The sequence below is a fragment of the Micromonospora polyrhachis genome, from assembly GCF_014203835.1.
Taxonomy (GTDB): domain Bacteria; phylum Actinomycetota; class Actinomycetes; order Mycobacteriales; family Micromonosporaceae; genus Micromonospora_H; species Micromonospora_H polyrhachis.
In genome coordinates this window covers 1-24294 of the sequence record NZ_JACHJW010000001.1, presented here as the reverse complement: position 1 = coordinate 24294, position 24294 = coordinate 1, and the positions used below count along the sequence as shown (strand labels likewise).

Here is a 24294-nt window from a genome sequence, read left to right as displayed (position 1 = left end):
ACTGAGGAGCTTCCCGATTTGCCGCAGCTCGTCGCCCGCATGCGGGCCACCGGCGTCGGTGAGGACGACACCGAGATCCGGTACAGCATCGCCGCGCTCGCCGCAGCCCTGCGACGCATTCCGGCCCAGCCGCCGATACCACTGGCGAAGCTCGCCCACGACATCACCGGTGATCCGCACTACTTCGATTTGGCCACCCGTAACGGCGTTCTCTTCGTGGCTGCGGTCGCCGAGCGCGTCGGCCAAACCGAGCCGGCTCGGCCGGATTTTGTGCGTGCGCTGCTGTCCACCGTCGGTGTCATTGCCGACCGGCTCTCCGCGACCGTCCTTCTCTTCAACGTCAAGGTTGTCGGCGACGGACCTATCGACCGGCGACTGCGTGATTCACCAGCACCGGTGGCGCTTACTCTGCTCGACCTCGTACAACATCCGCCCGTTCTCGCGCCGCAAACCCTGACGGTTGTGGAGAACCCGTCGGTCCTGGAGATCGCTTTTACTGCCAGGGTGCGACAACCGATTGCTTGCACCAGTGGCCAGTTGCGCGCGATCGATGCATGTCCTATTCCAACTCGTTGTCTCGCAAGGCGTGCGTCTGCGGTATGCCGGTGACATCGACACCGCAGGCAGACAGATCGCGGCGGTCGTCGCATCGACCTATGGTGCCGATTTGATCGCGATGGACGACGACACCGCCTCCGAGGCTCTACATCACCCGCCGGTTACACCCTGGCCCAGGCTGCGCGAAGGTGAGCCGCTCCGTGCGTTCACTGCCGAAACGATCACAATCTACCAGGAACATGACGTTCTTCTGGCACGAATCTTCGGTGTCAGCCGCTCTGAACTCGCATGACCCGGCCTCTTCGGTCGGCAGCGATCGTGCGAACTCGCTGTCGCCGCCGTGTGGTGGTTCGGACGGAGCCGACGCCTACTTGCCAGGTTCCGCTGCCACGAGGTCGGCGCCGGGTTAGCATCCTCGGCGGCGACAACTGAAGTCCACAGCATCAGGGCCTGCCGATGGCCGAGTAGCCGGAGGGAGACCAATCTCCCGGCTACTCGGCTACTTGGAGCCGGACGTCGGACGTTACGGTGAACCAGCATGCGACCCGCGCGCGATACATATGCCGACGTAGCCGCTGATCCACCCCATCGGCCTGATAGACCGACGATTTGAACGGCGGGGAGGCGGGGGCTTAGTGGTGGTCACTGGCCTGGCCAGCATCGTCGGCGTGCAGGCCCATTGCGGGCGATGCGCCGACCGGACCCGGCGACGTGCCCAAGGCCAACGACTGGGCCACCCCACGGCTATGACCCCGAAGAAGTCGCGCACGCGATGCAACTGCTCGCCGAGCCGGACCCGGTCGATGTCGTCGAGCGCCACGCTAAACGGTGTCTCCCGTAGCACCCTCTACAAGGCCTTACCCGAGCTTGTACCGTCGCAACTTGCCAAGGAAGGCCGTGTGGAAAAGTCTTACTCGCCCGGGCGGCTGTTAGCCAACCAGCCGATGAGCTGCCGGCTGGTTTCCTCTCCGATCGCCTCGGCGGCTCGGGACGCCAAGGCCACGAGCTCAGCGTGCTTCGCCGCGGTGACAGGCAGCTCGGGCCCAGAGGCGTAGTGCCAGGCAGTTCGCGTCACGTCACGAGTGATGCGGGTGGCATCAGCCCTGCCCCGTTCGGCCAGGCGCGGCTCCGCGTCGACGGCCAGAATCAAAGCCGCACACAACTCGATGTCGATACCGCAGCCGCGTAGGAGTCGGTAGCCTGCCCGGCGTAACTCCATTCGATCGTTTGCGAGTAGTTCCCATGGCAGGCCTGATGGCAGAGCGCTGACCAGTGGGCGCAGGGCCAGGGTTGCCTCCCGCACCACGGCCGGTGACGGATCCCGCACCAACACCACGTCGGCCGCCCGAATCTCGTCCAGCAGACGCAGCCCCCGTACCGCCTGGACGCGGACCCTCGAACTTGGATGGTCGAGCATTCGTCGCAAGAGCGGCGCGTCTGCGGCCGAGCCGGTCTCGGCGAGCCCGGCTATCGCCCCCAACGCAGGCACATCGGTGTTGACTGCGGTCCGATAGTGCTCCCGGACGTCGACACCGAGGCGACGGGTAGCGTCCCGGGCTACCGCCCGCACCAACGGCGCATCATCGTCCAGATACCCGGCAACGTAGGCGTCCTGGCCGACCCGTACCAGCCCGGTCAACGCCACCACCCGCACCTCGGCCCGCGCAGACCGAGCCAAACGCTGCAGGACGTCGGGCCGGCGGGTCCAGACCGCCTCACGGCACGCCGCCTCCGCCGCCCGCGTCCGTATCCCCACATCCGGATCCGACTCAGCAAAGGTTACGAAATCTGTGATACGCAGCGGTCCCAGCGCCATCACGATGTCGAACATAAACCGTCGCTCTCGGCAACCACCCGAGCCGAGCAAGGCACGCCACACCTGCTCTGTCGCCGCCAGCACGGTTGCGTGTACCTGGTTGACGGCGAAGCCAGCACGCGCGTGCCTCAAGGCGCAGCGCCATCGGCAAGACGACCGGCAAGTATGCGGCAGGCTCATCGGCGAGCAGCACCGCGAGTCCGGCCCGACCCTGATCCCGTACCACCTTGACCCAATCAGCGGTACGCAGCACCAGGAACGGCATTATTTCCACGCAGGGACGACCAACCATTGCCTCGACCGCCCGCTGTCGGATCCGCCCGTCACCATGCATGCTTGCCAGCGCCATCGCCACGTGCCCCGACGACACGTCTACGAACCGCTCCGAGATTCGTCGCAACGCGGGCTCCCGGTACGGGCCGTACCACGGCCCCGACCGCGCGTGCTCGTCCAGACGGACCACCAACCCCGGAGCCCTGGCCACCAATGCCAACGCCGACCGTCCCACCACCTCATCACCCGCGTCATCGACCTCCAGCAGCACCTCAACCAGACGGTTCAACGACTCCCACCGGCCCGCCCAAGCCTCGTCGACCGCAACCTGCACTGCCTCGAGTAGCCTGTCCTTTCCCACCATCAAAGGTGGTGTAGCCCCGTTGTTGTGTCTGCTCCAAATCACCACGACATTCTGCCCGAGCCACCCCGCCCGACCGAACCCCATTCGCGGTTCCGCCGGTGATCCGAGGCAGACCTGACCGCATTGAATCGCTTCATCAGCATTCGTATGAGGCACCGTGTGGGACCTGCAACCCACGTGAGAGCAGCAGGCTGGTCAGCGATACCGAATTGGCCACGTCCACGTCCGCCGGAATAGAGTACATCGTCCGAGGCGAGGAGTTGCACGCCTTCATCCGATCCACCTGGTACCACGCGGATCTCGACAATCTGAGTACCGCAGCGGTCGGCACCGGTGTGTAAAGAGCCGACACTTCGGCAATAGTGGCCCAGCATCTGGCGTCGCCATCGCCGGCAACGCAGATGGTGGCCGTATCCGCCGCCGGTGTTCTATGGGATCAACTCAGCCACGGAAAGCGCCTTGTCCAGCCGACCAGCGGTCAGGTCGTCGTGACGGATCACGAAACTCCCATCGCTCCGGTAGTAGAACTCGTTATCTACGGGAAAGCGGGCGAGCGACACCCACTCAATCGTCAGCCGGTGCGTCTCCTTCTCCACATGGGAATACCATTTCGCGACCGGGATGACGATCTCGCCGGTCTTCTCACGCCACGCGAGGGTTTGCTCCGCAATACTCTTGATTACCTCCTTGTCGGCATACCCGCCGATATAGGCGCTGGCGTACCCGTTGTCAGGCGGCCAGAGATCGTTGGCCAGAGCACAGAGTTCGTCAAGGTGCGGCAGGTCATGCTCGAGGTCACGGGCCAACTGCTGCCGGAAGGGCGACAGGTCGTCCTCCTCGTCCTCGTCGTCCTCGTCCGCCCCGAACCAATCGGGGAACTCCGCGCGCAGCGTGGCGCCGACGTCGTACTGCCTGTCGACGAACGCGTGGCCGGTGGATCCTGCCGCCACCTCGGTATCGGCACCGGCCGGCACATACACCACTTGCCCGTACCTCCGCTCCCCGGTGGCAGCGGCCTGCTCGTGGTCCAGGAAGAACAGCAGCGAGCCGTCTGCCGGCAGGCCGAAGCCGTCGACTCTTGGCAGTGCCGCACAGTCGACCGAGAAGATGAACGGCAACGGACTGACCCCGTCGGACGGCCAGTCCATGCCCACCGGCAGCCGGGGCAACCCACCGAACTGCCCGACCGGAACACCGCTGGATCCTCCGCTCAACCGGATCGACAAACGGAGGTGCTGGATGAACCGGCTGACCTCGTCGGCCGGGATGCCCAACGCGAGCGCTGCACGACGAAGCTGCCCCTGATGATCCATAGCGCAACATGGTGCCACGAGGGTGAGCCCGGCGACCGGGTGCCCCACGGCCCGCACGCGCTGTCGTCGGCATCGCTGCCGCCGATCGGACGTTCGGAACCGCCGATGAGAGGGCGTCGCGCTCGCTGTTGTACCGATGTGAGTTCGCCGAGAAGTGGCCGTGTGCGCCGGCCTGGTCGCGCATGTCTTGCATGGCGACCGTACTTCTCGGCGATGTGCGGGCCTGCTGGCAGGCGCTGATTGTCAGCGGGCTACAGGTTGTTGATTCGGGCCAGCAGCTCTGCCTCGGTCAGGTTTTCCAGGACCGCGTCCTGCTTGCGGCCCAGGACTGCCAGCAGCTTTTCCTTCTCCAGTTTCCTGGCTGCCGCTGCCTTCGCCGACTGGTCCTCCGCGAGGCGGGTGGCGATGACGTGCTTGACGACCTCCAACTTGGTCTCCAAGGTTGCCTTGGCCGGATTGGTCTCGGTGGCCACGAACGACTCGGTGTCGATGGCCTTGAGTTCGGCGTTGACCGCCTTGGCCACGTCGTCGAGGCTGAAGCCGGACTTGGCGGTCAGCGGAAGCTCCCACAGCTGTTCCGTGGTCAGCAGTCCCTTGGCCGACGGGTAGCGGAATTTCTCCCGCGTGGCCTTTTCGAAAATGGTCACGATGGCCTCTCTCAGATTTTCTGGGTAGGGAATCAGAACTGGATACTGATGAGGTGGCGCCGGCCGTCGGTCATGGTCACCTTGGCGACCACAGAGCTGCGGACCGTGGAGCTGAAGCCGAGGCCGGACAACTGATCCGGGGACGGCTCGCACTTGGTGCGATCGCCGAGAACCTCGAACACCTTGCGGTGCGGTTGCAGGTCGCCGCGGAGGAACTCGTTGTAGATTCCCCGGGTCGGCTGGTCGTTCACGCACCCTTTCAGGATGAAGAGGTAGTGGCGGTTGCCGACCTCGCCGTCGTCGAAGTAGTTCGGCGAGTACATGATGGTGGACACCGGCACGAAGTGTTCGGTGGTGATTCCCCACAGGTCCTTGCCTGCGGTGCCCGGCTGCATGTCCTTACCCGGCCGGAAAGCGGTGATCACCTCGTCGGCGACCGTCATCCGGCCCACGTCGACGGTCTCCTTGTGGCCGACCGCCCGCTCGTGGCTGTAATGCTCGATTTTCCCGTTGCTCTCGGTCTCGATCACGAAGCCGACCTCGGTGCTTTCCCGCTTGTTGAACTGGTTCACCTCGATCCGGTACTCGCCGTTGGGGACGTTGTCGGTCCAGGTGACGTTCTCCACCGGCTCGCGCGAGAACGTCCCGCCCGCGTTCATGTCGACGTCCAGCTTGTTGCGTTTGTCCTTGTACCAGATGTGGTCACCGTTGGGTTCGAACACGTGCAGGTCGAGGTCGTCGTGGTTGAACCAGGACAGGCTCACCCGCAGCTTGCCGGTGACGTTGCCGCCGGCCCGCTTGACCTTCTCCCTGATCGAGTCGGTGACGTTGCCGTTGTAGGACCAGCCGAAATCGTTGTCCCAGGTGAACAGCCGCGGGGCGGCCGGGTGCCGGCCGGTGGTGAGACTGACGAAGTGCGGTTCGTGGCTGTTGGCGACCCACAGGTCGATGGTCGCGGCGCCAGGCAGGATGTCTTTCATGAAGGTGACCACGGGAATCTCCTCCGGCTTCGCGTCACGAAGGCGCGCACCTGCCGACTTCGTGGTGGCCGCCTGCATGAGCAGCCCTTCGATGCCGTCCTTCATTCGCGACTGTGTGTCGTTGTCGACCCATAGCACGTTGGTGACCGACACGTCGGACAGCCGGGCGAACCGTCGCTGCAACGACTCCTCGATGCCCAACTCGTCGATGGTCTTCATGGCAGCCTTGACCATGGCCGGGGTGATCAACGCCGTGGGGCGCTGGTAATTCTGCGGTGCCACCTTCGTCTCGAACGACCGGACCGCCTGCTCCAGGTCGACGCCTGCGGACAGATCCTGGACGAGGGTGCCGATCACCGTGTTGCGGAACCGGGCCGCCGGGTTCATGGCGTTGGCGAAAATGAAGGACTGTCCGTCGGTTGCCTTCGTCCACCGGTTCTGCAGTGACCGGAACTCGGTCACCGCCCGACGATGCTCCGTGCCGCGGTAGAGGGCGTTGTCGTCGATGAGGTCGACGACGGTGTCCAGAGCGTGCTGGGTCAGCTCGGCCAGGCCACGCTGGAACACCTGCACCGCGGCGTCGAAGGTGCCCCGTGCCGCGCCGACGTCTTTGATGCGATGCCGATTTTCCACCCGGCCGTGCAGGTGGTGCCACACCTCGACCTGGCCGTCGCGCAGCGTCCGGGTTGTCCTCGTCCCGTACTGCGCCTCGGTGGACCGGAAAATGGTGGACAAGGGCAACGCACTGACGAATTCGTCCATTGCGGCGGCGACGACGGAGAAGACCGGGTCGGATGCAGACACCCCGGACCAGACGGAGCGAACCTGTCCGTTGTGGATCTCGACGATGTTACCGAAGCTCTTGATGAACCCGCGGCAGGTCGAGCAGTCGTACTCGGACCGCTCGCGGAACCGGAGATTGGTGCCGGCGGGGAAGGAATCGAGAAAGATGAGCCAGAGTGAGTCCCGGTCGAGTCCGTCGCCGACGACGTACAACTCGCCCTTGGACATCGTGGACAGACGTATAGTTACATCCGTTACGAACTGCTGGAAATCGCCCACTGTGTCATCCTCCTTGATCACTGGAGATCCTATGGAGTGCCTGCAATCGGAGAAACGCATTTCCGGCTGTCCGCACGGTCCAGGACGGGCGCCGGTGGCCGGCGGTCAGTCGACCGGATCCGCGTACGGCGGTAGGGTGCCGAGCCGGCGGTCAGCAGTTCCGCCAGTTGGCCGATGGCTCCGTTGAGCAGATCCCGGCTCACGCCGTGGTTGCCTTCCCGGGCACCGGCAGGCCTGGGTAGTAGGGGCATGCTCCGCATGATGACTTTCCTCGTCACCAACAACTCCGCCGACTACTGCGAGGAGACCGATGTCCTCGCGCTCGAACTACATGCCGAGATCGCGAAGGACGCCTGATACCTGACCCGAGTAGGGATCTCGAACATCTTCTCAAGCACGCCAGGCTCGCACCGAGGGACCGTGTGAACGCGCGCTTGATCAGGTGCTCGCTCATGCCGCGATCGGAGCGTCACACGGCGTGACAGCGATGCCAGCTGCTCACAGCGCGAGACTGTCGACGAGCGAGCGAATCCGGCATGGTCAGACACCGCTCCGGATCTGGGCGACGATGGTGTCGTCGGGGGGAGCGTGGGCGATGCGGAGCACCTCGGAAGCCAGAGGGCGCAGCTCTGGCGGGTTTCTGTCGGCGCGAAGGTCCAGCGACGAGATGATGCGGCAGTGACCCCTAGGTCCTCGTTGGTCAGGAATATGTGCAGACCGGTTTCCTGGAAGTCGTCCCGCAGGTCGGTGCACGGATCGTCCTCGCCGTCGCTGCCGCGACGCGAAGGTACGAGCAGTACCAGGCGTCGGTCGACACCAGCGTCATCGACAGCCCGTCGGGCTCGCCCGGGCACTGCCTGCGGAGTACCCGCCAGTCGGCGAGCAGGTCGACGCGGTCGTCCAGGAGATCAGCCGGTGCCACCCGCCTGTCTGGATCCGCCTTACGATGCATGCTGCGGACCTGCGTAAGTTCGGCTGGCCGTGCGGATACTGCGGCCAGCTCACGATCCTCAGCCCCGGCGGCGACGGCGTCACCGTCGATGTGCGCAGCAGTGAGGGACCAGGGTGTGCGTCGTTCGCCGCGCACCGGTCCTGTCTGGCCGACCGCCTCGACCCGGACTTCAACGGCGATCGGGCACGGGTCAAGGCCGTGGGACGCAACCAACCGCTGCCCCCAGCAATCGGAAACCAATCTTCCTGATAGCGGAACGTACCTCCGGATGCGCCCTCGCAGACATACGAGATCACGTGCACGCACATGCCGCCGTCCGAGTGTGACGGCTGTCGGGCGGCCGCGTTCGAGCTGGTCAGCTCACGCGGGGCCGTCGAGATAGCCGACGTCTGTAGAGCCCGACGCGACGTGGACGCGATATCCCCAGTGCCGTAAGACCTGGGCGATCTTCGCGGCGCCGGCCGAGGTCAACGCCCAATGAGCTACTGCCGTCGCGCAACGCAACAAAGCAGCAGCGCAAGACCAGGCACCCCGCCGCCTCGCCGCGGACGACATCCGACGCATCATTGGCAGCTTCGATGACATCCGTGACACCCTGCGGGACGCCGACGGCAAGGCCAAAAGCAGCGTCTACCGCGAGCTACGACTCGCCCTCGCGTACGACCCAGGTCAAAACAAAATCAGCGTCGAGGCTGAGCCTGACGCTGATTACTGTGGGGTAACAATACGTGTCCGAGGGGGGACTTGAACCCCCACGCCCTATACGGGCACTAGCACCTCAAGCTAGCGCGTCTGCCATTCCGCCACCCGGACTTACCCGGCAACCTTACCTGGCCCGCCCAACGCTTTCTCATCGGCTGGGCCCTGGTGGGTCGCTCGGGGGCTTACTGTACACGGCGATCGTGGATCATGGGAAATCGCCGGCCCGCTGCCTCGCCTAAGCGCTGTGCGGCGCGGAGCGGGCCGGACATTTGCTCACAAATCAGTACGTGACTTTCACCCGCATCTTGCCCCAGGTGAGTGGGCCGACGATTCCGTCGTCGGCGAGCCCCTGCATCCGCTGATACCAGCGGACCCCTGCCTCGGTCTGAGGGTTGAACTCACCGTTCGGCTTGCCGCACCGCCGCTCACCGATCCAGCGTTGGACGAAGGAGACGTCCTCGCCGGTCATGCCGCGGCGGAGGGTGCGGGAGCCAGGCTTCGCCTTTGCCGGCTGGGAGATGGGTACGGCTGGGGTCGTGGCGGCGCGGAGGGCGGCGATGGTCTTCAAGCCCACCACGCCGTCGACCGCGAGCTTCTTGGACTTCTGGAAGCTTCGGATCCAGGCATCGGTCTTGGCGCCGAGGTCGCCGTCGACGACGAGTTTCGCGCCGAGCTTGTTGGCCAGATTCTGCAGTTCCCGCACATCGCTGCCGGTGCAGCCCTTGGTCAGGGTCCGGTCGCCCAGCTTCGGTACGGCCGCGTTGGCGATGCCCCAGCCCCGGGTGCTGCGCTCGCGGGTTGCCGAGTGTCCGACGCTGACATGTAGGTGCTTGTCGTGCGGGTTGGAGCCGGTGTAGCGGGCTGACTTGAAGCTTCGGCTGCGGCTCCAGATGGTCCGGTTGTAGATCACGTACTCGGTCGACGGGTGGGCGATGCATTTGCGGATCACCAGTGACGGGTCGATCCCGTCCTTGTCGACGTCCAGTGCGTTGACCGATCGGTTGTCCGCGTCCGGATTGTGGTCCGATTTGCTTTTCTGGTGGGCGGCGTCACCGATCCAGCCGTCCGAGGCCCGGTCGCGCTTGGGCCATCGGGCGTTGATCTCGTCGCGCAGCACCTTCAGGGTCGGCGCGAGGTGTACGGCGGGAAGCAGGCTGGGCGGTTCCGGGGGAGTGGGCGGCCCCTCCGGAATTTCCTCTCCGGGCGGATCCTCGCCGATCCCGAGGTCGTATTCGATCTCATCGCCGATGAAGGTCTCCGGATCGTCGTCCTCACCGAAGTGGGTGACGTCCGCCTCGACGATGTCGATCGTCGTTTCCATGGTCTTCTCCTGAGCGTCAAGAGCACTCACCCGTTCGCTCGTCGAACTTGGAGGTCCTATATGGACTAACGGGTGGCGTGCCGGGTGTTATGTCGACGACGATGACCTGCGCAGCGGCGGTGCTACAAGCGATAGTCAGGTTCCTGGCAGCAGCGCTGGCGAACAGGTTGGCCGGTCGCGCCGACCGGGGCGTGGCACCCCGCGTCAGGGACACCGGTTGTCACACGAGCGGCGAAAAATTCTCGGCTTTCGCACGATGCTGGGAGTGCCCGAGCGCTAGGGGCGGAGGACCGGTCACGGATGGATGCCGGTACCGGTGCCGAGTTCGTGCACCCGGCCGCCGGGCAGGCGCGCTGCCAGGGGCGGCGTCGACATGCCCGACCCCTCGCGTAGGCCGCGTAGGAACTCCTCGATCGCCTCGCGGGCACTGTGCCGAGGCGTCCAGCCCAACTCGTTCCGGGCGCGGCTGACATCCATGATCGGTACCCGCAGCACGGCGTCGAGCAGGTGCGGTGACGCGGGGACCAGCCGCAGGTGCCAGGCGGCGGCCAGCGCCGCCCGTACCGGTCCGCTGGGCATCCGTACAGTGCGAGCGCGCAGGCAGTCGGCGAGCAGGTGCGCGTCCACCACCGGTTCGGCGGCGACGTTGAACGCGCCCCGCACGTCGCGCAGCGCGGCCAGCCGGTACGCCTCGGCGGCGTCGGCTGAGTGCACCGCCTGGAACCGCAGACCGGGCAGGTCCGGCATGATCGGCACCATGCCGGGCCGGACGAGCCGGTTCGGCAGCAGCGGCCCGACGAACAGCCGCCGCTGCTGGCTGGCGGACTCCTGTTTGAAGATGAAACCCGGACGTAGTCGTACCACCCGTACCTGCGGGTTGGCGTACTCGACGGCGTCGAGGGCCCGTTCCAGATACGCCTTCTCTCGGGTGTAGGACGCGGTCGGCCAGCCGTTCGTCGGCCAACTCTCGTCGACCGCGCGGTCCTTGGGGCCGGGGGAGTAGGCGCCTACCGAGGAGGCGTAGACGAGGGCTGGCACGCCAGCCCGGACGACCGCCTCGAAGACCCGGCTACCGCCCTCGACATTGGTGCGCCACGTCGTCAGCGGTCGGTGGGTGGGCTGGAAGAGCCAGGCCAGGTGGATGACGACATCCGCTCCTTGGAAGAGCCCGACCAGATCCGCGTCGACGATGTCGGCGGCCACCCACTGGGTGCGGGGAGCGCTCCAGCGCGGTCGTCGACGGGCCACCCCGACTATCGACCTCACCTCGGGGTCCTGGCTGAGCGCATGGACCACGCTGGTCCCGACGTTGCCGGTGGCACCCACCACCACGACCTTGACACCGTCCGAGGGGCGGGACTCGGCTGACCTGCGGTCTGGCATTGCTGACCGTTACCCGCAGCTGCCCGGTTCATTCTTGGGCGGCTGCCAGGATGCCGGCGCCGCGCAGATGTAGGCGGGCTGCGGCGATTGCCGCAGGGGTGTCGGTGAAGATCCTGTCCTGGGCGTCGAGCGGCTCCAGGACACCGAGCACGTCGAGAGTCCGGCGGTGTTCGGACCGGATCCCGGAGAGGTGGACGACGATGCCCCGCCGCTGCAGCCGCTCGATCGCGTCCCGTAACACGATCGCGCCGGACGAGTCGATGGCGGATACCCGGGACATTCGAAGGATCACCACCCGCACGTCCGCGACCTCGGACAGTTCGAGCAGGAAGCGGTGCGCGGCGGCGAAGAACAACGGACCGTCCAGCCGGTAGGCCACGATGTGGTCGGCCAGCAGGTCCAGTTCCTCCAGGTGGTGGTCGCCTTCGTCCAGCGGCACCTGGTCCAGCCGTACCGAATTGGCGATCTTGCGGAGGGCGAGCGCGCCGGCGACGGCCATTCCGATGAGGACGGCGGCCACCAGGTCCAGCAGCAGGGTGGCGATCATGGTGAGCGCGATGACCACCGCGTCGGAGCGGGAAGCGCGGGCCAGCGCGGTGAGCGAGCCGACCTCGACCATCCGGATCGCGGTAGCGACCAGCACGCCCGCGAGCGCGGCAAGCGGGATCTTGGCGACCAGGGGCGCGGCAACCAGCAGGACCAGGGCGAGGACGAGCGAGTGGGTCAGTGCGGCCAGGCGGGAACCGGCACCGGACCGTACGTTGACCGCGGTGCGGGCGATCGCCGCGGTCGCCGGCACCCCGCCGAAGAGCGGGGTGACCAGGTTCGCCACTCCCTGCCCGAACAGTTCCCGGTCCGGGTCGTGGCGCTGCCCGACGGTCATACCGTCGGCGACTGTGGCCGACAGCAGGCTCTCCAACGCCGCCAGGGCGGCCACCGCCACCGCGGAGGTGGCCAGCATCGGCACGGCGGCCAGTTCCAGGAAGTCCAGCGACGGGCTGGGCAGTGTTGCGGGCAGCGCGCCGATCGGGGCCACCGGCAGTCGGAAGACGACGGTCGCGATGGTGGCTGCGGCCACGGCCAGCAGGGAGAACGGAACCGCAGGGCGCCACCGCGCCCCGATCAGCATGATCACCGTGACGGCGATGGTGAGCAGCAGGGCGGGCCAGCGCGGCTGGTGGACGAATTCGACCACGGCGTGCCAGGCACCCGCTGTTACCCGCTCGCCCTGTGCGGTCACTCCGAGGGCGGCGGGCACCTGCTGGAGCAGGATCACCGCCGCGATGCCGGCGGTGAACCCCTCGATCACCGGAGCGGGCACGTAGCGCACGTATCGGCCGGCCTTGGCGAAGGCCAGCACCACCAGGATCACTCCCGCGAGCAGGCCCACGGTCAGCACACCGCCGGGGCCGTACGCGGCGACGATCGGCACGAGCACCACGGTCATCGCCCCGGTCGGGCCGGAGACCTGAAGATTTGACCCGCCGAAGAGGGCGGCGAGGCCGCCGGCGACGATCGCGGTAGCCAGTCCCGCAGCCGCCCCGAGGCCGGACGCGACGCCGAACCCGAGCGCCAGCGGCAGCGCGACGATCGCCACCGTCAATCCGGCGAGCAGGTTCCGGCCGGGCTGGCGACGCATCGCCAACCAGTCTGCCCGGGTGGGCATGAGCCGGCGTACGGCGGTCAGCGCGGGTGTCATCGTTCGGCCGGCAGCCGGTCGACGGGGGCGGGCTCGGCGGTGTCACGCAGCGCGCCGAGGAGTTCGGCCTGGCCGGTCAGCATCTCGGTCAGGATGCGCCGGGCCGCCCGCATGAGATCGGCCACGTCTGGCCCGGCCAGCGTGTAGGTGACGGTGGCGCCGTCCCGGGTGGAGTGGACGATGCCGGCCCGGCGCAGCACCGCCAGCTGCTGGGACAGGCTCGATGCCTCGATGTCTATCTCGGCGAGCAACTCCCGGACCTGCTTCGGCCCCTCACCCAGCAGCTCCAGCACCCGGATTCGTACCGGGTGGCCCAGCATCCGGAAGAACTCTGCCTTGGCCTGGTACAGCGGAACCATCATTTGATGAATTGAAGATGTCTTCAAGTCGTCAACCGGGGGCGGGGTGGCGAACTGTGACGCGTACCACCATGCCGCCGGGGGGAGGGGTGGTTGAGACATCGCTATCGGCCCCGGGGCCCTCGCACAACGAAAGGGGCGGGTCGGGCGTATTCGCCCGACCCGCCCGATGGTGCGGCGACTACTTCAGCCAGGGCATCCGCTGCACCAGTGGCAGGCGTGCCCAGAGCCGACCCAGGCCCAGGGTGTTGCCCGCGCCCACCAGGGCCAGGCCCGCGAGCACCATCGCGTTGATGAGGTGGTCGTCCAGGAAGGGGTTGTTCTCCGGGGGCAGGACGGCGGTCCACATCATCACGTAGAGCAGGCCACCGGCGACCGCCGCGACGCGGAGACCGATGCCGAGCAGCAGGGCCGTGCCGATGGCGGCGAGGCCGAGCATGAACAGCCAGTCGGCCCAGGCGGCGCCGGCGATGCCGTTGTAGAAGCCCTTGAACGGGCCTTCGGCACCGAACTTGAGGAAGCCCTCGGTGGGGTGACCACCGTTGATCCAGGCCGCCTTGGCTTCGGTGCTGTGGCCGAGTCCGAACGTCTTGTCCAGGAACGCCCACACGAAGGTCCAGCCCAGGGCCAGCCGGACGGCGGCCCAGACGTAGCGGGTGGCCTTCTGCCGAGTGGTCTCGGCGGGGGTCGGGGTGGTTGTCGTCCGGGTGGTGGGCCGCTCGGTCAGCGCGGTCATCGTCTCCACGTCCTTTCCCGGGATTATCGGGGTGCTCCCTGGGAGGAGCTATCTCTAGTTAACGTGTTCGACCAGGTCCGGCTCTAGGGTCGGCGGTCAATGGTCGGTTGGGACCTTGGACCCGTACCCGTCAGGTCCACCGGCGACACACCCTTCGGGGCGAGATCGACGCGCACTGTCGGCCTCCACAGTCGATGCCAGAACAGGCTCCTCCGCAGTGGACTCCGCCTCGTCGATCAGCTCGTCGATGTCCCGGCGCGGCGTGGGCCAGCCAGGCTGGCCGTACCCGATCCGCATGACGATCTGCGGTGCGCCGAACCGGCCCAAGGCCAGGCGCAACTGTTCCCGGGCGGCGGGCACCTCCACCGGTTGGGACAGCAGGGACACCGCCAGTCCCGCGTCGGTGGCGGTGAGCAGCACCCGTTGCATCGCCTGGCCGGCGGTGATCTGGTCACCGGCCGAGTCACCGGGGGAGCCGAGCACGGCGACCAGCGGTTCCGGCTCGAAGTCCCGGCCGGGTGCCCGGGTGTGCACTCCGAACGGCCGCTGGGGCAGCAGGTCCTGAGACTCGGCGATCGGCCCGCCCGAGGTGACCGGCACCCCGTCGACAGCGTGCTCGTACCGGACCCAGCGGGCCATCTCCGCCCGGTAGCGGGGGTCGCGGTTGAGCACCCGGTTGGCGCTGTTGGCGATCTCGGCGAAGGCGTTCACGGCTGGCGTACCGATGATCAGGTCCAGCCAGGCGCCCTCGTCCCGGGCAGCCTCGATCAACCGCCAACGGGCCTCGGCGGGTACCGGATTCGCCCAGAACGGTGCCCGGTTGCTGTGCCGCCGCGCGATGGCCGCGTACAGCTTCTGGTCGACCGGGGTGGGCGGCCGGGGCCGGTCGGGGGTCAGCCGGGCCACCACATCGGGCTCCTCGGGATACGGCCGGACCCGTACCTGTGCGGGGGTGCCGGCGACCGCCAGCGCGAGCCGGAGGTTGAACACCGCCGCGCCGCAACTGAGACGGGCGGCCCAGCCGGTGGGGTCGGTCACCGGCAGCCGTCGCTGCGGGTCGACCAGCACCTCGATGCCACCATCCCGGAGCCGGAACCGCCACGGCTGGGTGTTGTGTACCGACGGCGCCCGACCCGCGGCGGAAACGGCGGCGCGCAGGTCGGCGATGGTGTAGGCGGAGTCGCTCATTTTCTGCCTCCTGGTCGCTCCCACCCGGGTACGACGGCGACGGGACAGCCGGCGCGCTCGATGACGCTGCCGCTGACCTCGCCCAACGGGGTGACCGGAGCCCACGGGGATCCGACCGGGGGCGGTACTTCCCGACCGTGGTCGCCGACGACCAGCAGCCGTGCCCCGGTGGCCACGCGTAGCAGGTCGGGTCCGGGGTCACCGACGTACTCCGTCGATCGCACCGGTACGTCTGGAAACTTGTGCAGCCATGGATCGACCTCGGTGGCGAGCAGCGCCAGGTCGGCCGGGTCGGTGGGCTGCTGCCCGACCGGCGTGACCCGGACCGCAGCCAGGGGCAGCCGATGTGTGTCGGCGTAGCGGAAGCCGAATTCCAACGCCGCGTGACCGGCGATGGTCGGGTCCACGCCTACCACCACGTGACCGGCGAAGGGGGCATCCGTCCCGGGGCTGACCGGCCGCGCGACCACCACCGTGCAGGGTGCCCGGGTGGCCACCCGGTGGGCCAGGCCTGCCGTGCCATCGACGCTTGTTCGTCCGGACGGGCCGATCACCAGTAGGTCCGCGTCGCGGGCGTTGGCCAGCAGCACGTCACCAGGGTCGCCGGGCAACAGACGCAACCGGACTCGGGCATCACCCAGCCGGGTACGGGTGCTCGCCACCGCCCGAGCCAACGCCGGGTCGAAGAGTTCCAACAGTCGGATCGGGGTGCCCGAACGCCGGTCGGCCAACGCCGAACCGGGCGGGCAGACATGGCACAGGACCAGTTTGGCGCGGGTGGCGGCGGCCTGCTCGGTCGCCCAGGCCAGCGCCGACCATCCGCCGCTACCGCCGACCCCCACCGTGATGATCGGTCGCACTCGGCCACCTCCTAGCCGGAAAACCCGATGACCTCGTCCGGGTCGCGACGCGGCACCGGAGGCAGTTCGTCTGTGATGGCGGGCAGTCCCACCCGGAGAACCAGGTACGGCTCGCCGAGGCCGGCGAGCAGGTCCCGCATCAGTTGCCGGGGCCAGTCCAACTCGATCGGATCACTGAGCGGTGCCGCCGACAGCCCCTCGGCCGTCGCGGTCAGCAGCAGCGCGGAGAGCGCCTCACCCGCCCGGAGCCAGGACGCCGGCTCGTCGGTGGCGCCGAACAGCACGGCGTACGTCGCACCCCGGTCGGTGCCCTCGCCCACCTCCAGCCCGGCCCGGCCGTCGAGGGCGTAGTCGCGCACCGGAACCCGACGCGGGCCCTGCCGCACGGCGGTGCTGGCGGGTACCCCGTCGCCGCTCCACGGCGGTCGATTGGTCCACCGGATCAGTTCGGCCCGGTAGGCCGGGTCGACCAGTTCACTGGCTGCCGCCTGGGCGGTCGCCACGGCGAGCATCGGCATCTGGTCCGGCCGTACGACGTGCAGGTGGGCTTCGTTCTCCTCGACCACGCGGTGTAGTCGGTCGAGCATCTCGGCCGGCACCGGTTGCGTGTCGAAGGCGCGCCGGTCGGTGCGTCGCCGAGGGATGGCCTCGCGCAGCCGTACCTCCCCGTCGAGTGGGGGCTGCCGGTCGACGATCCGGAGGGTGGCGAGCAGGTCGGGGTCGGCCGGGTCGGGGAAGCGGGCCACCTCGACCCGGAACCCGGCGGCACCCAGCGCGACCCGCGCATGGTGCAGGGCAGCTCCGCAGCTGACCATGAACAGTCGCCCCTCCGGATCGGTCACGGCCAACTGCCGGCTCCGGTCGGCGAACAGTTCCAGCGCGTCCCGCCCAACCCACCAGCGCCATGGCTGCGAGTTGAACACCGACGGTGCGCGCAGCGCCTGGCGCGCCGCCTCCGCCAGCGCCGCAGGGACGTCGGCGGAGGGCGGTACGGTGTTACCAGTCATCGGACGCCTCCTCGATGCTCAGGACTCCAGGTTGCCCAAGATGTGACCAGCCTGACAGGGCCGGACGTCCCGAACCGGTGGGGCATACCTACCCCTATGGTGCAGCTGCGGCCGGTTGACCACGTCTCGCGGCTCTGCCGGCATGCCCTCGCGGCGGCGGATCGAGGGGCCGGGACCTTCGGCCCTGTGCGATCGTGGCCGTTGTCAGGTAGAAACAATGGCATGATCCGCGTCTTCCTGCTCGACGACCATGAGGTGGTCCGCCGTGGCCTGGCCGACCTGCTGCAGAGCGCCGGCGACATCGAGGTGGTCGGCGAGTCGGGCTCCGCGCAGGAGGCGACCCGGCTCATCCCCGCGCTCCGTCCGGACGTGGCGATCCTCGACGCGCGGCTGCCCGACGGCAACGGAATCGACGTGTGCCGGGACATCCGCGCGGTCGACTCGTCGATAGCCGGCCTGATCCTCACCTCATACGAGGACGACGAGGCGCTCTTCGCCGCGATCATGGCCGGGGCCGCCGGCTATGTGTTGAAGCAGATCCGGGGCACGGACCTGGTCGACGCGGTGCGCCGGGTCGCCTCCGGGCAGTCGATGCTCGACCCGGCGGTCACCCGGCGGGTCCTCGAACGCATCCGCAGCGGCGTGGAGGAGCCCCGCGAGCTGAAGTCGCTCACCGAGCAGGAGCGGCGGATCCTGGAGTATGTCGCCGAAGGGCTGACCAACCGGGAGATCGCCGGCAAGATGTTCCTGGCCGAGAAGACGGTGAAGAACTACGTCTCCAGCCTGCTGGCCAAGCTCGGCCTGGAACGGCGTACCCAGGCGGCGGTGTTGGCCACCCGGCTGCTCGGCGATCGGCACTGATCGGCACGCAGTCGGCTGCTCGGCGAGCGGCACTGATCGGCACGCAGTCGGCTGCTCGGCGAGCGGCACTGATCGGCGAGCGGCCGGGCGGTCCGACGCCCGGATCAGTCGCGCAGCGGCACGCTCCAGCACAGTGCCGTCCCGCGCGGCTCGGCCCGGCGGATCTCGAACGTCCCGTCGTGCCCGGCCGCGCGTTCCCGTAGGTTGACCAGGCCACCCCGTGCCTGGTGGGGGTCGGTGCCGATCCCGTCGTCGGTCACCGTCAGGGTCAGCCGACCACCGTCGACCTGCACACCCACCGTGACCTTCTCCGCCTGGGCATGCCGGACGGCGTTGGACAGCGCCTCCCGGAGCACGGCGAGCAGATCGGGGCGGACCGTGTCGGGCACCGCGCTGTCGATCGGACCGACCAGTTCCAGGACGGGACGGAAGCCCAGGGCCCCGGCCGCCGCGTCGACGGCGTCACGGATCTCGGTGCGCAGCGCGGCGCTCATCGGCGTACGCAGTTCGAAAATGGCCCGGCGGATGTCGCGGATGGTGGAGTCGAGGTCGTCCACGGCGGCGTTGATCCGCTTGGTCACCACCTCGGGTCGGTTGCCCAGCGGGACGGCGCTCTGCAACTGCAGACCGGTGGCGAAGAGCCGCTGGATGACGACGTCGTGCAGGTCCCGGGCGATTCGCTCCCGGTCCTCCAGGACGGCGAGCAACTCGCGTTCCTCCTGAGCCCGGGCCCGCTCCAGGGCTAGGGCGGCCTGACCGGCGAAGCTGGCCAGCAGCGGTACGTCGTCGTCGCTGGGCAGGGCCTTACCGTCGGCGTGTGCCACCACCAGGATGCCGGAGAGCTGGTCGCCGGCGGCCAGTGGCGAGACCACGGCCGGTCCGGCGGTCACCGACACCGGCCAGGGCGCCGCCTTGGCGAGGCTCTCGATCACCGTGTGGCGTTGGTGGGTCACCGAGTCGGCGAAGGCGGTCTCCTCGGCGGGCAGGACGGTGCCGAGCAGGCGGGGTGAGCGGCCCTCGGCGGAGTCGACCACCTCGACGGTGAGCTGTTCGGCGTCCTCGTCGTAGAGCAGCACCAGCGCCAGGTCGGCCTCGGCCACCTGGCGGGCCCGGCGGGCGATCAGGGTGAGCGCGTCGGTACGGCGTACCTCGCCGAGCAGCACGCCCGTGATCTCGGCGGCGGCGGCGAGCCAGCGTTCCCGCCGGTGGGCGACGGCGTAGAGCCGGGCGTTCTCGATCGCCACCCCGGCCGCGGCGGCGAGCGCCACCACGATCTCCTCGTCGTCCTCGGTGAATTCCCGTGCGCCCTGTTTGTCGGCGAGATAGAGGTTGCCGAAGACGTGCTCCCGGATGCGTAGCGGCACCCCGAGGAAGCTGTGCATCGGTGGGTGGTTCGGCGGGAATCCGTAGGACTGCGGATGCTGGGTGATGTCCGGCATCCGGACGGGGCGGGGATCGGCGATCAGCAGGCCGAGCACCCCACGACCGTGCGGCGGGTCACCGATGGCGGCATGGGCCTCGGGCGGGATGCCGTGGGTGATGAACTCGGTGAGCTGCCGGTCTGGACCGATGACCCCCAGCGCGCCGTAGCGGGCGCCGGCCAGGTCGCATGCGGCCTCGACGATCCGACGCAGTGTGCTGTGCAGGTCGAGGTCGGTGCCGATGCCGACGACGGCGTCCAGCAGCGCGCGGAGCCGTTCCCGGCTGGCCATCACCTGGCCGACGCGGTCGAGCATCTCCTGCAGGAGTTCGTCGAGCCGTACCCGGGACAGCGGGGTCAGCCCGAGGGACGGGCTCTCCCGGTGCGGGTCGCCCGCGGGCGGGGTGGCATCAGAGGTCACCCGCCGATGCTACCCGTCGGACCGGGTCGGGCCTGGGGCCGAGGACGCGCTGCAGGTTGCCGCCGAGGATCGCGGCCCGCTCGGGTTCGGCCAGCCCAGCCCAGCCAGGGTGGGGAGGTCGAGGGTCTGTCGGAAGGAGACCTCGTCCAGGCTGGGCGCGAAGTCCGACCCCCAGTAAAGCCGATTCGGCCCGAACCGGTCCAGCAGTACCGCCAGGAACGGCACCGCCGAGTCGTGCGGATAGGCGTGCGCGGGTTGGCTGACCGCGTACAGGCCGGAGATCTTCACCCCGACGTGCGGCAGGGGTGAACTGGGAGGCGTTCGGCAAGGCGATCGGTGACGAGAACCTGGGCGTGACCCGGTGGCCGGCCATCAACCCGAACGCGCCGCTGGCCCAGAAGTTCTCCGGCATCGAGGGTGCCGTCTACGGCGTGACCAAGTGGAGCAAGAAGAAGCAGGCCGGGCTGGAGTTCATCACCTGGCTGGCCGGTAAGGAGAACGGCGAACTCTGGGTCAGGTACGGCAAGGGCCAGCCGTTGAACAAGAACGTCGACAAGGCGCTGCTGCCCACCTCGCCGTCGTTCCAGAAGATCCAGGAACTGGTCGCCCAGCCCACCCTGCACTCCGGTGTGATGCTCTCCGGCCCGGAGACCGACGCCCTGGCCCGGGGCTGGCAGCAGGTCACCCTCGGCCAGCTCACCGTCGAGAAGTGGGCCGAGCAGATGCAGCAGGCGCTGGAGCGTAGCCCGACCAAGAAGCAGGGCAAGTGAGCCTGCCGGGTGGGGCGCCGACGATGCCGCCCCACCCGGCAACGGCCGGAGGGAACCCCATGTCGATTTCAACCCGCCGGTGACCGAGCCGGCGGTTGAAACCGTCCGGGCGACGCCACGCGAGCGTCCGGGCCACCCGGCGGCCCGCGCCCACCGGGTACGGGAATGGTGGCTCGGTGCCGCGCTGGTGCTACCGACCGTCGCACTCGCCGTCACCTTCAAACTGGTGCCGCTCGGCCGGGGCGTGGTCACCAGCCTGGAGTCGTCCAACGGCTTCGACGGCTCGTCGTTTGCGGGCGCCGACAACTACACCCGGATGCTCGACGACTCGATGGTGCTGGCGAGCTTCCGCAACGCGTTGCTGGTGGTCGCCACCCTGCCCCTGTGGATCGTGCTGCCGCTGGTACTGGCACTGCTCATCCACCAGCGGACCCCGGCTGGAAGCTGTTCCGGGCGGTCTACTTCATCCCGTACACCATCGCGCCGATCGTGGTCGGCATCATGTTTCGGCAGATCCTCGCCCCGGACGGACCGCTCAACGCGATGCTGCGCGGAGTGGGCCTCGAACCGCTGGCGATCGAATGGCTCAACGGACGCTACAGCGCGCTCTACTCACTGGTCGCCGTGACCCTGTGGAGCTTCTTCGGGCTCGGGGCGGGCAGCAGGGTCGGGATGACTACGTCGGCCCGGTCGTACCGTCCGTACCCGCCAGATACTGCTGGAGCCGGGCGTGCCGGAACTGGTACTGCGCGCCCACCTGCCGCAGTACACCGCGTCGGTGCGCGTCGTGCAGGAACGGCATCAGCCGCCATGGCAGCCGCCGTCGGACGGTCAGCCAGCCCCGGGCCACCACGAATCCCACCCAGAGGCGTCCGATGCGTGCCATGAGTGCCACGGTCGTGCCGAGCATGACCCCTATCGCGAACCCGGCGAGGAGCCGTCCGCCCGGGCCGAGCGGCCCGACGGCCCGCTGGAGGGCCGGCAGCCCGCCGAGCAGGCCATAGAGGACGGCGCCGACTGCTCCGCCGACCAGCGCCGAGGTGAGCAGTAGCCCGCGTTCCATCCGCATCGACTCCGTCGGGTCGATGAGCGCGGATGTCGGAGCGGGCTTACCCCATCGGACACCCAGGCCGATGGCCAGACCCAGTCCGAGGGAGAGCGCGCTGCCCCGGCCCATGCCGGGGATCTGACTGGCGGCGGCTCCACAGGCGACGCCAGCGGCGACCGCCGTGGCCAGCACCGGGGTGAAGCTTTTGAGCCGGAGGGCGAGGTGGTGCGGGCGGGCCACGGTGAGTGATACGTCCAGGTAGACGATCACCGCCAGGACTGCCCCCATCCTCGGGCCGAGCGTGGGGGTGTCGGAGAGTGCGAACAACAGTAGGCAGGCCAGCCCGACGGTCAGCCCCACCAGCGTCGCAAGTGTCCGGCTGGGCAGTGCGGTGATCAGGTCCCACCAGGCCAGGTTGCGCGTGCCGCGTTGGTCCAGGTGGCGGGCGAGATACCGGAACCAGCGGGCGGCCTGTGAGGCGGCGTAGGCCGGGGTGGGCCGATCACCGGGAGCGGTCGGCGGTGGTACGGCCGGATAGAGGGCCGGCAGGTAACTGGCCAGCAGGTGAGCTTCCAGCTCGGCGGGCTCGGCCGGGGACAGCAGCGCCGTGGGGTCGGAGCCGGGTACGGCGTACGCGGTGCGGGCCAGGTAGGCGTTCAGCGGGGTGGAGAGTACGGCGGCCAGTGGACCGGCCGGGGATGCCCGTAGTGCGGCGAGTACGGGTGCCCATCGGGCCGGGCCGTCGAGTTGGGCGGCGGGAAGGTAGTCAGCCAGTTCGGTGGCGGTCAACGGGGACAGCTCGATCACCGCCGCGCGGGCCAGTGGAGCGCCGACGGCGGTCACCGCGGCCGCGTACTCGGTGGACCGGCAGGTGAGCACCCAGGGCCGGTCGGCAAACGTGGCGTTGATGGCGGCCAGCGCTGACGAGTGCAATTCGGTCGGAAGTTCGTCGAGTCCGTCGAGCACCGGGAGCACGAGGCGGCGTTCGACCAGGCGGCCGGGGGCTCGCGGAGCGTATGCGGCGGTGTCGGTGAGGACGGGGTAATCGGTGGCCAGTCGGCGGGCCAACCAGGTGTCGAGGTGCTCGGCCGGAGTCCAGCCGGCCAGCGGCACCAGCACCGGGACCGGTTCCCCGGCATGCCGGTCGGTCAGCAGGTCGCGGACGAGCAGCGCCGCGCTCGAGGTCTTGCCGGACCCCGGTGCGCCCAGGACCACCAGTTGGCCGGCGGGCATCCGACGCCAGGTGGCGGCCAGGGTGGTCACGTCACCCCGCGTCGGTGGGCCGGGCCGCCGACGGGTGGTGCGGCCGGTCGTGGCCTGACGGGCGGTTACGGGGCGGCTGGTGATCGCCCAGCGGACCGGCAGCGGGTCCGGACGGGTCAGCCCGCGTGCGGCGGATTCGCGTTCCCACTGCCGGGCGACCTGACGGGCGAGGGCCTCCTGGGCCCGGACCAGGCCGGTCTCGGGGTCGACCTGGACGGGGCGCAGGGCCAGGTACAACGACACGGTGGCCACGAGGAAGCCGGCAGAGCCGAACATCACGCTCGCGGCCTTGTCCGCGCTGTCCAGTCGCGCCGATGGATGGAAGGCCAGGTAGAGAAAGCCGGCCACCGCGGTCAGTGCTCCCACCGCGACCAGCGTCCACACCCATCGACGACCCGCGCCTGTCCGCACCCGCTCATCCTGCCGTGCGGGGCGCGGCGAGGGAATGTCGTCAATCCGGCAGTCGTCGGTTGGTCGCGCCGCTAGACGGCGTACGCCACGGACCCGTCGGCGCGCAGCGGGATCCGGGTCAGCGGCCGGCCGGTCAGGTCCAGCGGTGCCGCCCCGTCGAGGTCGAGGGTGACGCCCAGGCCCGGCTCCTGCGGCAGCGGCAGGAAGCCCCCCTCGCGCCGGCCACAGGCGCGGGCTGGCCCGTCGGCGAGTTGGTCGTCCAGCGGCGAGTACCCCTGCACCACGAAGTTGGGGATGGTTGCGTCGAGGTGGACCGAGGCCATGGTGAGCAGTGGGCCGAGGCAGTTGTGGGTGACCACCGCGCTGTGGTGTGCCTCGGCCAGCGCGGCGATCTTCCGGCAGTGGCTGAGCCCGCCGGCCAGCCCGATGTCCGGTCGGACATACTGCGCACCGCCCTGGGCCAGTAGTTCCTTGAACTCCCAGATGGTGTGTAGCCGTTCGCCGTTGGCGACCGGCACGCCGAGGGCCCGGCGGGCGACCTCCGCCTGGCTGCTGATGCTGTCGATCTGGATCGGGTCCTCGACCAGCAGGGGATGGTGTCGACCCAGGGCGGGAATGACCGCCTCGGCCTGCAACGGGGTGAGCTTGCGGTGCAGTTCGACGAGCAGGTCGACGTCCCGGCCGACGGTGTCGCGTACGGCCGCCGTGGCGGCCTCGGTCTCGGCCACCAGCCGGGCCAGCGAGACGTCGCCGTAGTCGGCGGGTAGCGGGTCGAACTTGACTGCGGTGAAGCCGTCCGCGACCGCCGCCGTGGCCTGGCTGGCGAGCGCTTCCGCGCCGGTACCGGGCAGCAGCAGATGCAGCCGGATCCGGTCCCGGA

At 68.8% G+C, this 24294-nt stretch carries 21 protein-coding genes, 1 tRNA gene and 2 pseudogenes; 6 read left to right on the top strand and 18 right to left on the bottom strand.

The window, feature by feature from the left end; translation table 11 throughout:
* Positions 1–18 precede the first annotated feature (18 nt).
* Positions 19–609, top strand: coding sequence for a TIGR02679 domain-containing protein (locus FHR38_RS00110; RefSeq protein ID WP_281384763.1), 591 nt, complete (start codon positions 19–21; stop codon positions 607–609).
* Positions 587–850 carry a toprim domain-containing protein gene (locus FHR38_RS32695; protein ID WP_312881677.1) on the top strand — a complete coding sequence of 88 codons (264 nt, stop codon included), beginning with the start codon at positions 587–589 and terminating at the stop codon, positions 848–850. Before FHR38_RS00110 ends, FHR38_RS32695 begins: the two co-directional genes overlap by 23 nt.
* A 618-nt stretch (positions 851–1468) precedes the next feature.
* Here FHR38_RS32695 and FHR38_RS00105 read toward each other — a convergent pair.
* The 4 genes from FHR38_RS00105 to FHR38_RS00090 form a co-directional block, all read right to left on the bottom strand.
* Entirely contained in the window at positions 1469–2314 is an 846-nt protein-coding gene (locus FHR38_RS00105) for a hypothetical protein (protein ID WP_184531660.1), read from the bottom strand.
* A gap of 1125 nt (positions 2315–3439) precedes the next feature.
* Complete coding sequence (locus FHR38_RS00100) at positions 3440–4324, bottom strand: DUF1963 domain-containing protein (protein WP_184531658.1); 885 nt, start codon at positions 4322–4324, stop codon at positions 3440–3442.
* Positions 4325–4575: 251 nt separating this feature from the next.
* A complete protein-coding gene (locus FHR38_RS00095) occupies positions 4576–4971 on the bottom strand; it encodes a hypothetical protein (protein ID WP_184531656.1) in 396 nt (131 codons plus the stop codon).
* A gap of 32 nt (positions 4972–5003) precedes the next feature.
* Positions 5004–7013 (bottom strand): DUF8224 domain-containing phage-derived protein, encoded by a 2010-nt coding sequence (locus FHR38_RS00090; RefSeq protein ID WP_184539021.1) that lies wholly within the window; start codon positions 7011–7013, stop codon positions 5004–5006.
* Positions 7014–7959: 946 nt separating this feature from the next.
* On the opposite strand from FHR38_RS00090, the gene FHR38_RS00085 reads away from it, so the two are divergent.
* Positions 7960–8214, top strand: a complete 255-nt coding sequence (locus FHR38_RS00085) for a hypothetical protein (protein ID WP_184531654.1) — start codon at positions 7960–7962, stop codon at positions 8212–8214.
* Positions 8215–8325: 111 nt separating this feature from the next.
* On the opposite strand, the pseudogene FHR38_RS33685 reads toward FHR38_RS00085, so the two are convergent.
* The 10 genes and pseudogenes from FHR38_RS33685 to FHR38_RS00040 all read right to left on the bottom strand — a co-directional run.
* Positions 8326–8424 (bottom strand): annotated as a pseudogene (locus FHR38_RS33685) (cyclic-phosphate processing receiver domain-containing protein); the annotation flags it as partial.
* Positions 8425–8694: 270 nt separating this feature from the next.
* Positions 8695–8778, bottom strand: a tRNA-Leu gene (locus FHR38_RS00080).
* Between the two features lie 169 nt (positions 8779–8947).
* On the bottom strand, positions 8948–9988 hold the full coding sequence (locus tag FHR38_RS00075) for a peptidoglycan-binding domain-containing protein (protein WP_184531652.1): 1041 nt from the start codon (positions 9986–9988) through the stop codon (positions 8948–8950).
* Positions 9989–10282: 294 nt separating this feature from the next.
* Positions 10283–11371: an NAD-dependent epimerase/dehydratase family protein gene (locus tag FHR38_RS00070; RefSeq protein ID WP_184531651.1), complete on the bottom strand. Its 1089-nt coding sequence runs from the start codon at positions 11369–11371 to the stop codon at positions 10283–10285.
* A gap of 28 nt (positions 11372–11399) precedes the next feature.
* Positions 11400–13070 (bottom strand): SulP family inorganic anion transporter, encoded by a 1671-nt coding sequence (locus tag FHR38_RS00065; RefSeq protein WP_184531650.1) that lies wholly within the window; start codon positions 13068–13070, stop codon positions 11400–11402.
* The gene (locus FHR38_RS00060) at positions 13067–13432 is read right to left on the bottom strand and encodes an ArsR/SmtB family transcription factor (RefSeq protein ID WP_184531649.1); all 366 of its coding nucleotides are present in this window, start codon (positions 13430–13432) and stop codon (positions 13067–13069) included. Before FHR38_RS00060 ends, FHR38_RS00065 begins: the two co-directional genes overlap by 4 nt.
* A gap of 178 nt (positions 13433–13610) precedes the next feature.
* The gene (locus FHR38_RS00055; RefSeq protein WP_376771362.1) at positions 13611–14174 is read right to left on the bottom strand and encodes a hypothetical protein; all 564 of its coding nucleotides are present in this window, start codon (positions 14172–14174) and stop codon (positions 13611–13613) included.
* A 222-nt stretch (positions 14175–14396) separates the two neighbouring features.
* Positions 14397–15353, bottom strand: a pseudogene (locus FHR38_RS00050) (Acg family FMN-binding oxidoreductase); the annotation flags it as partial.
* A complete protein-coding gene (locus FHR38_RS00045; RefSeq protein WP_184531647.1) occupies positions 15350–16213 on the bottom strand; it encodes a universal stress protein in 864 nt (287 codons plus the stop codon). The gene FHR38_RS00045 and the pseudogene FHR38_RS00050, both read right to left, overlap by 4 nt.
* Positions 16214–16224: 11 nt before the next feature.
* Entirely contained in the window at positions 16225–17220 is a 996-nt protein-coding gene (locus FHR38_RS00040; RefSeq protein WP_184531645.1) for an Acg family FMN-binding oxidoreductase, read from the bottom strand.
* Positions 17221–17442: 222 nt separating this feature from the next.
* Between FHR38_RS00040 and FHR38_RS00035 the strand changes: the two genes are divergently transcribed.
* A complete protein-coding gene (locus FHR38_RS00035; RefSeq protein ID WP_184531643.1) occupies positions 17443–18081 on the top strand; it encodes a response regulator in 639 nt (212 codons plus the stop codon).
* 104 nt (positions 18082–18185) lie between these two features.
* On the opposite strand, the gene FHR38_RS00030 is transcribed toward FHR38_RS00035, so the two are convergent.
* Together FHR38_RS00030 and FHR38_RS00025 are read right to left on the bottom strand one after the other, a co-directional pair.
* A complete protein-coding gene (locus FHR38_RS00030; protein WP_376771454.1) occupies positions 18186–19862 on the bottom strand; it encodes a sensor histidine kinase in 1677 nt (558 codons plus the stop codon).
* Positions 19863–19931: 69 nt separating this feature from the next.
* A complete protein-coding gene (locus tag FHR38_RS00025; protein ID WP_184531641.1) occupies positions 19932–20210 on the bottom strand; it encodes an amidohydrolase family protein in 279 nt (92 codons plus the stop codon).
* A gap of 17 nt (positions 20211–20227) precedes the next feature.
* On the opposite strand from FHR38_RS00025, the gene FHR38_RS00020 reads away from it, so the two are divergent.
* Together FHR38_RS00020 and FHR38_RS00015 are read left to right on the top strand one after the other, a co-directional pair.
* Positions 20228–20692, top strand: a complete 465-nt coding sequence (locus FHR38_RS00020) for a type 2 periplasmic-binding domain-containing protein (RefSeq protein ID WP_184531639.1) — start codon at positions 20228–20230, stop codon at positions 20690–20692.
* A 79-nt stretch (positions 20693–20771) separates the two neighbouring features.
* Entirely contained in the window at positions 20772–21320 is a 549-nt protein-coding gene (locus tag FHR38_RS00015) for a carbohydrate ABC transporter permease (protein ID WP_184531637.1), read from the top strand.
* A gap of 48 nt (positions 21321–21368) precedes the next feature.
* On the opposite strand, the gene FHR38_RS00010 is transcribed toward FHR38_RS00015, so the two are convergent.
* Both FHR38_RS00010 and FHR38_RS00005 read right to left on the bottom strand, forming a co-directional pair.
* The gene (locus FHR38_RS00010) at positions 21369–23414 is read right to left on the bottom strand and encodes an NACHT domain-containing protein (protein ID WP_184531635.1); all 2046 of its coding nucleotides are present in this window, start codon (positions 23412–23414) and stop codon (positions 21369–21371) included.
* Positions 23415–23485: 71 nt separating this feature from the next.
* Positions 23486–24294, bottom strand: an 809-nt coding sequence (locus tag FHR38_RS00005) for a mandelate racemase/muconate lactonizing enzyme family protein (RefSeq protein ID WP_184531632.1), incomplete at its 5' end; no start/stop codon positions are given.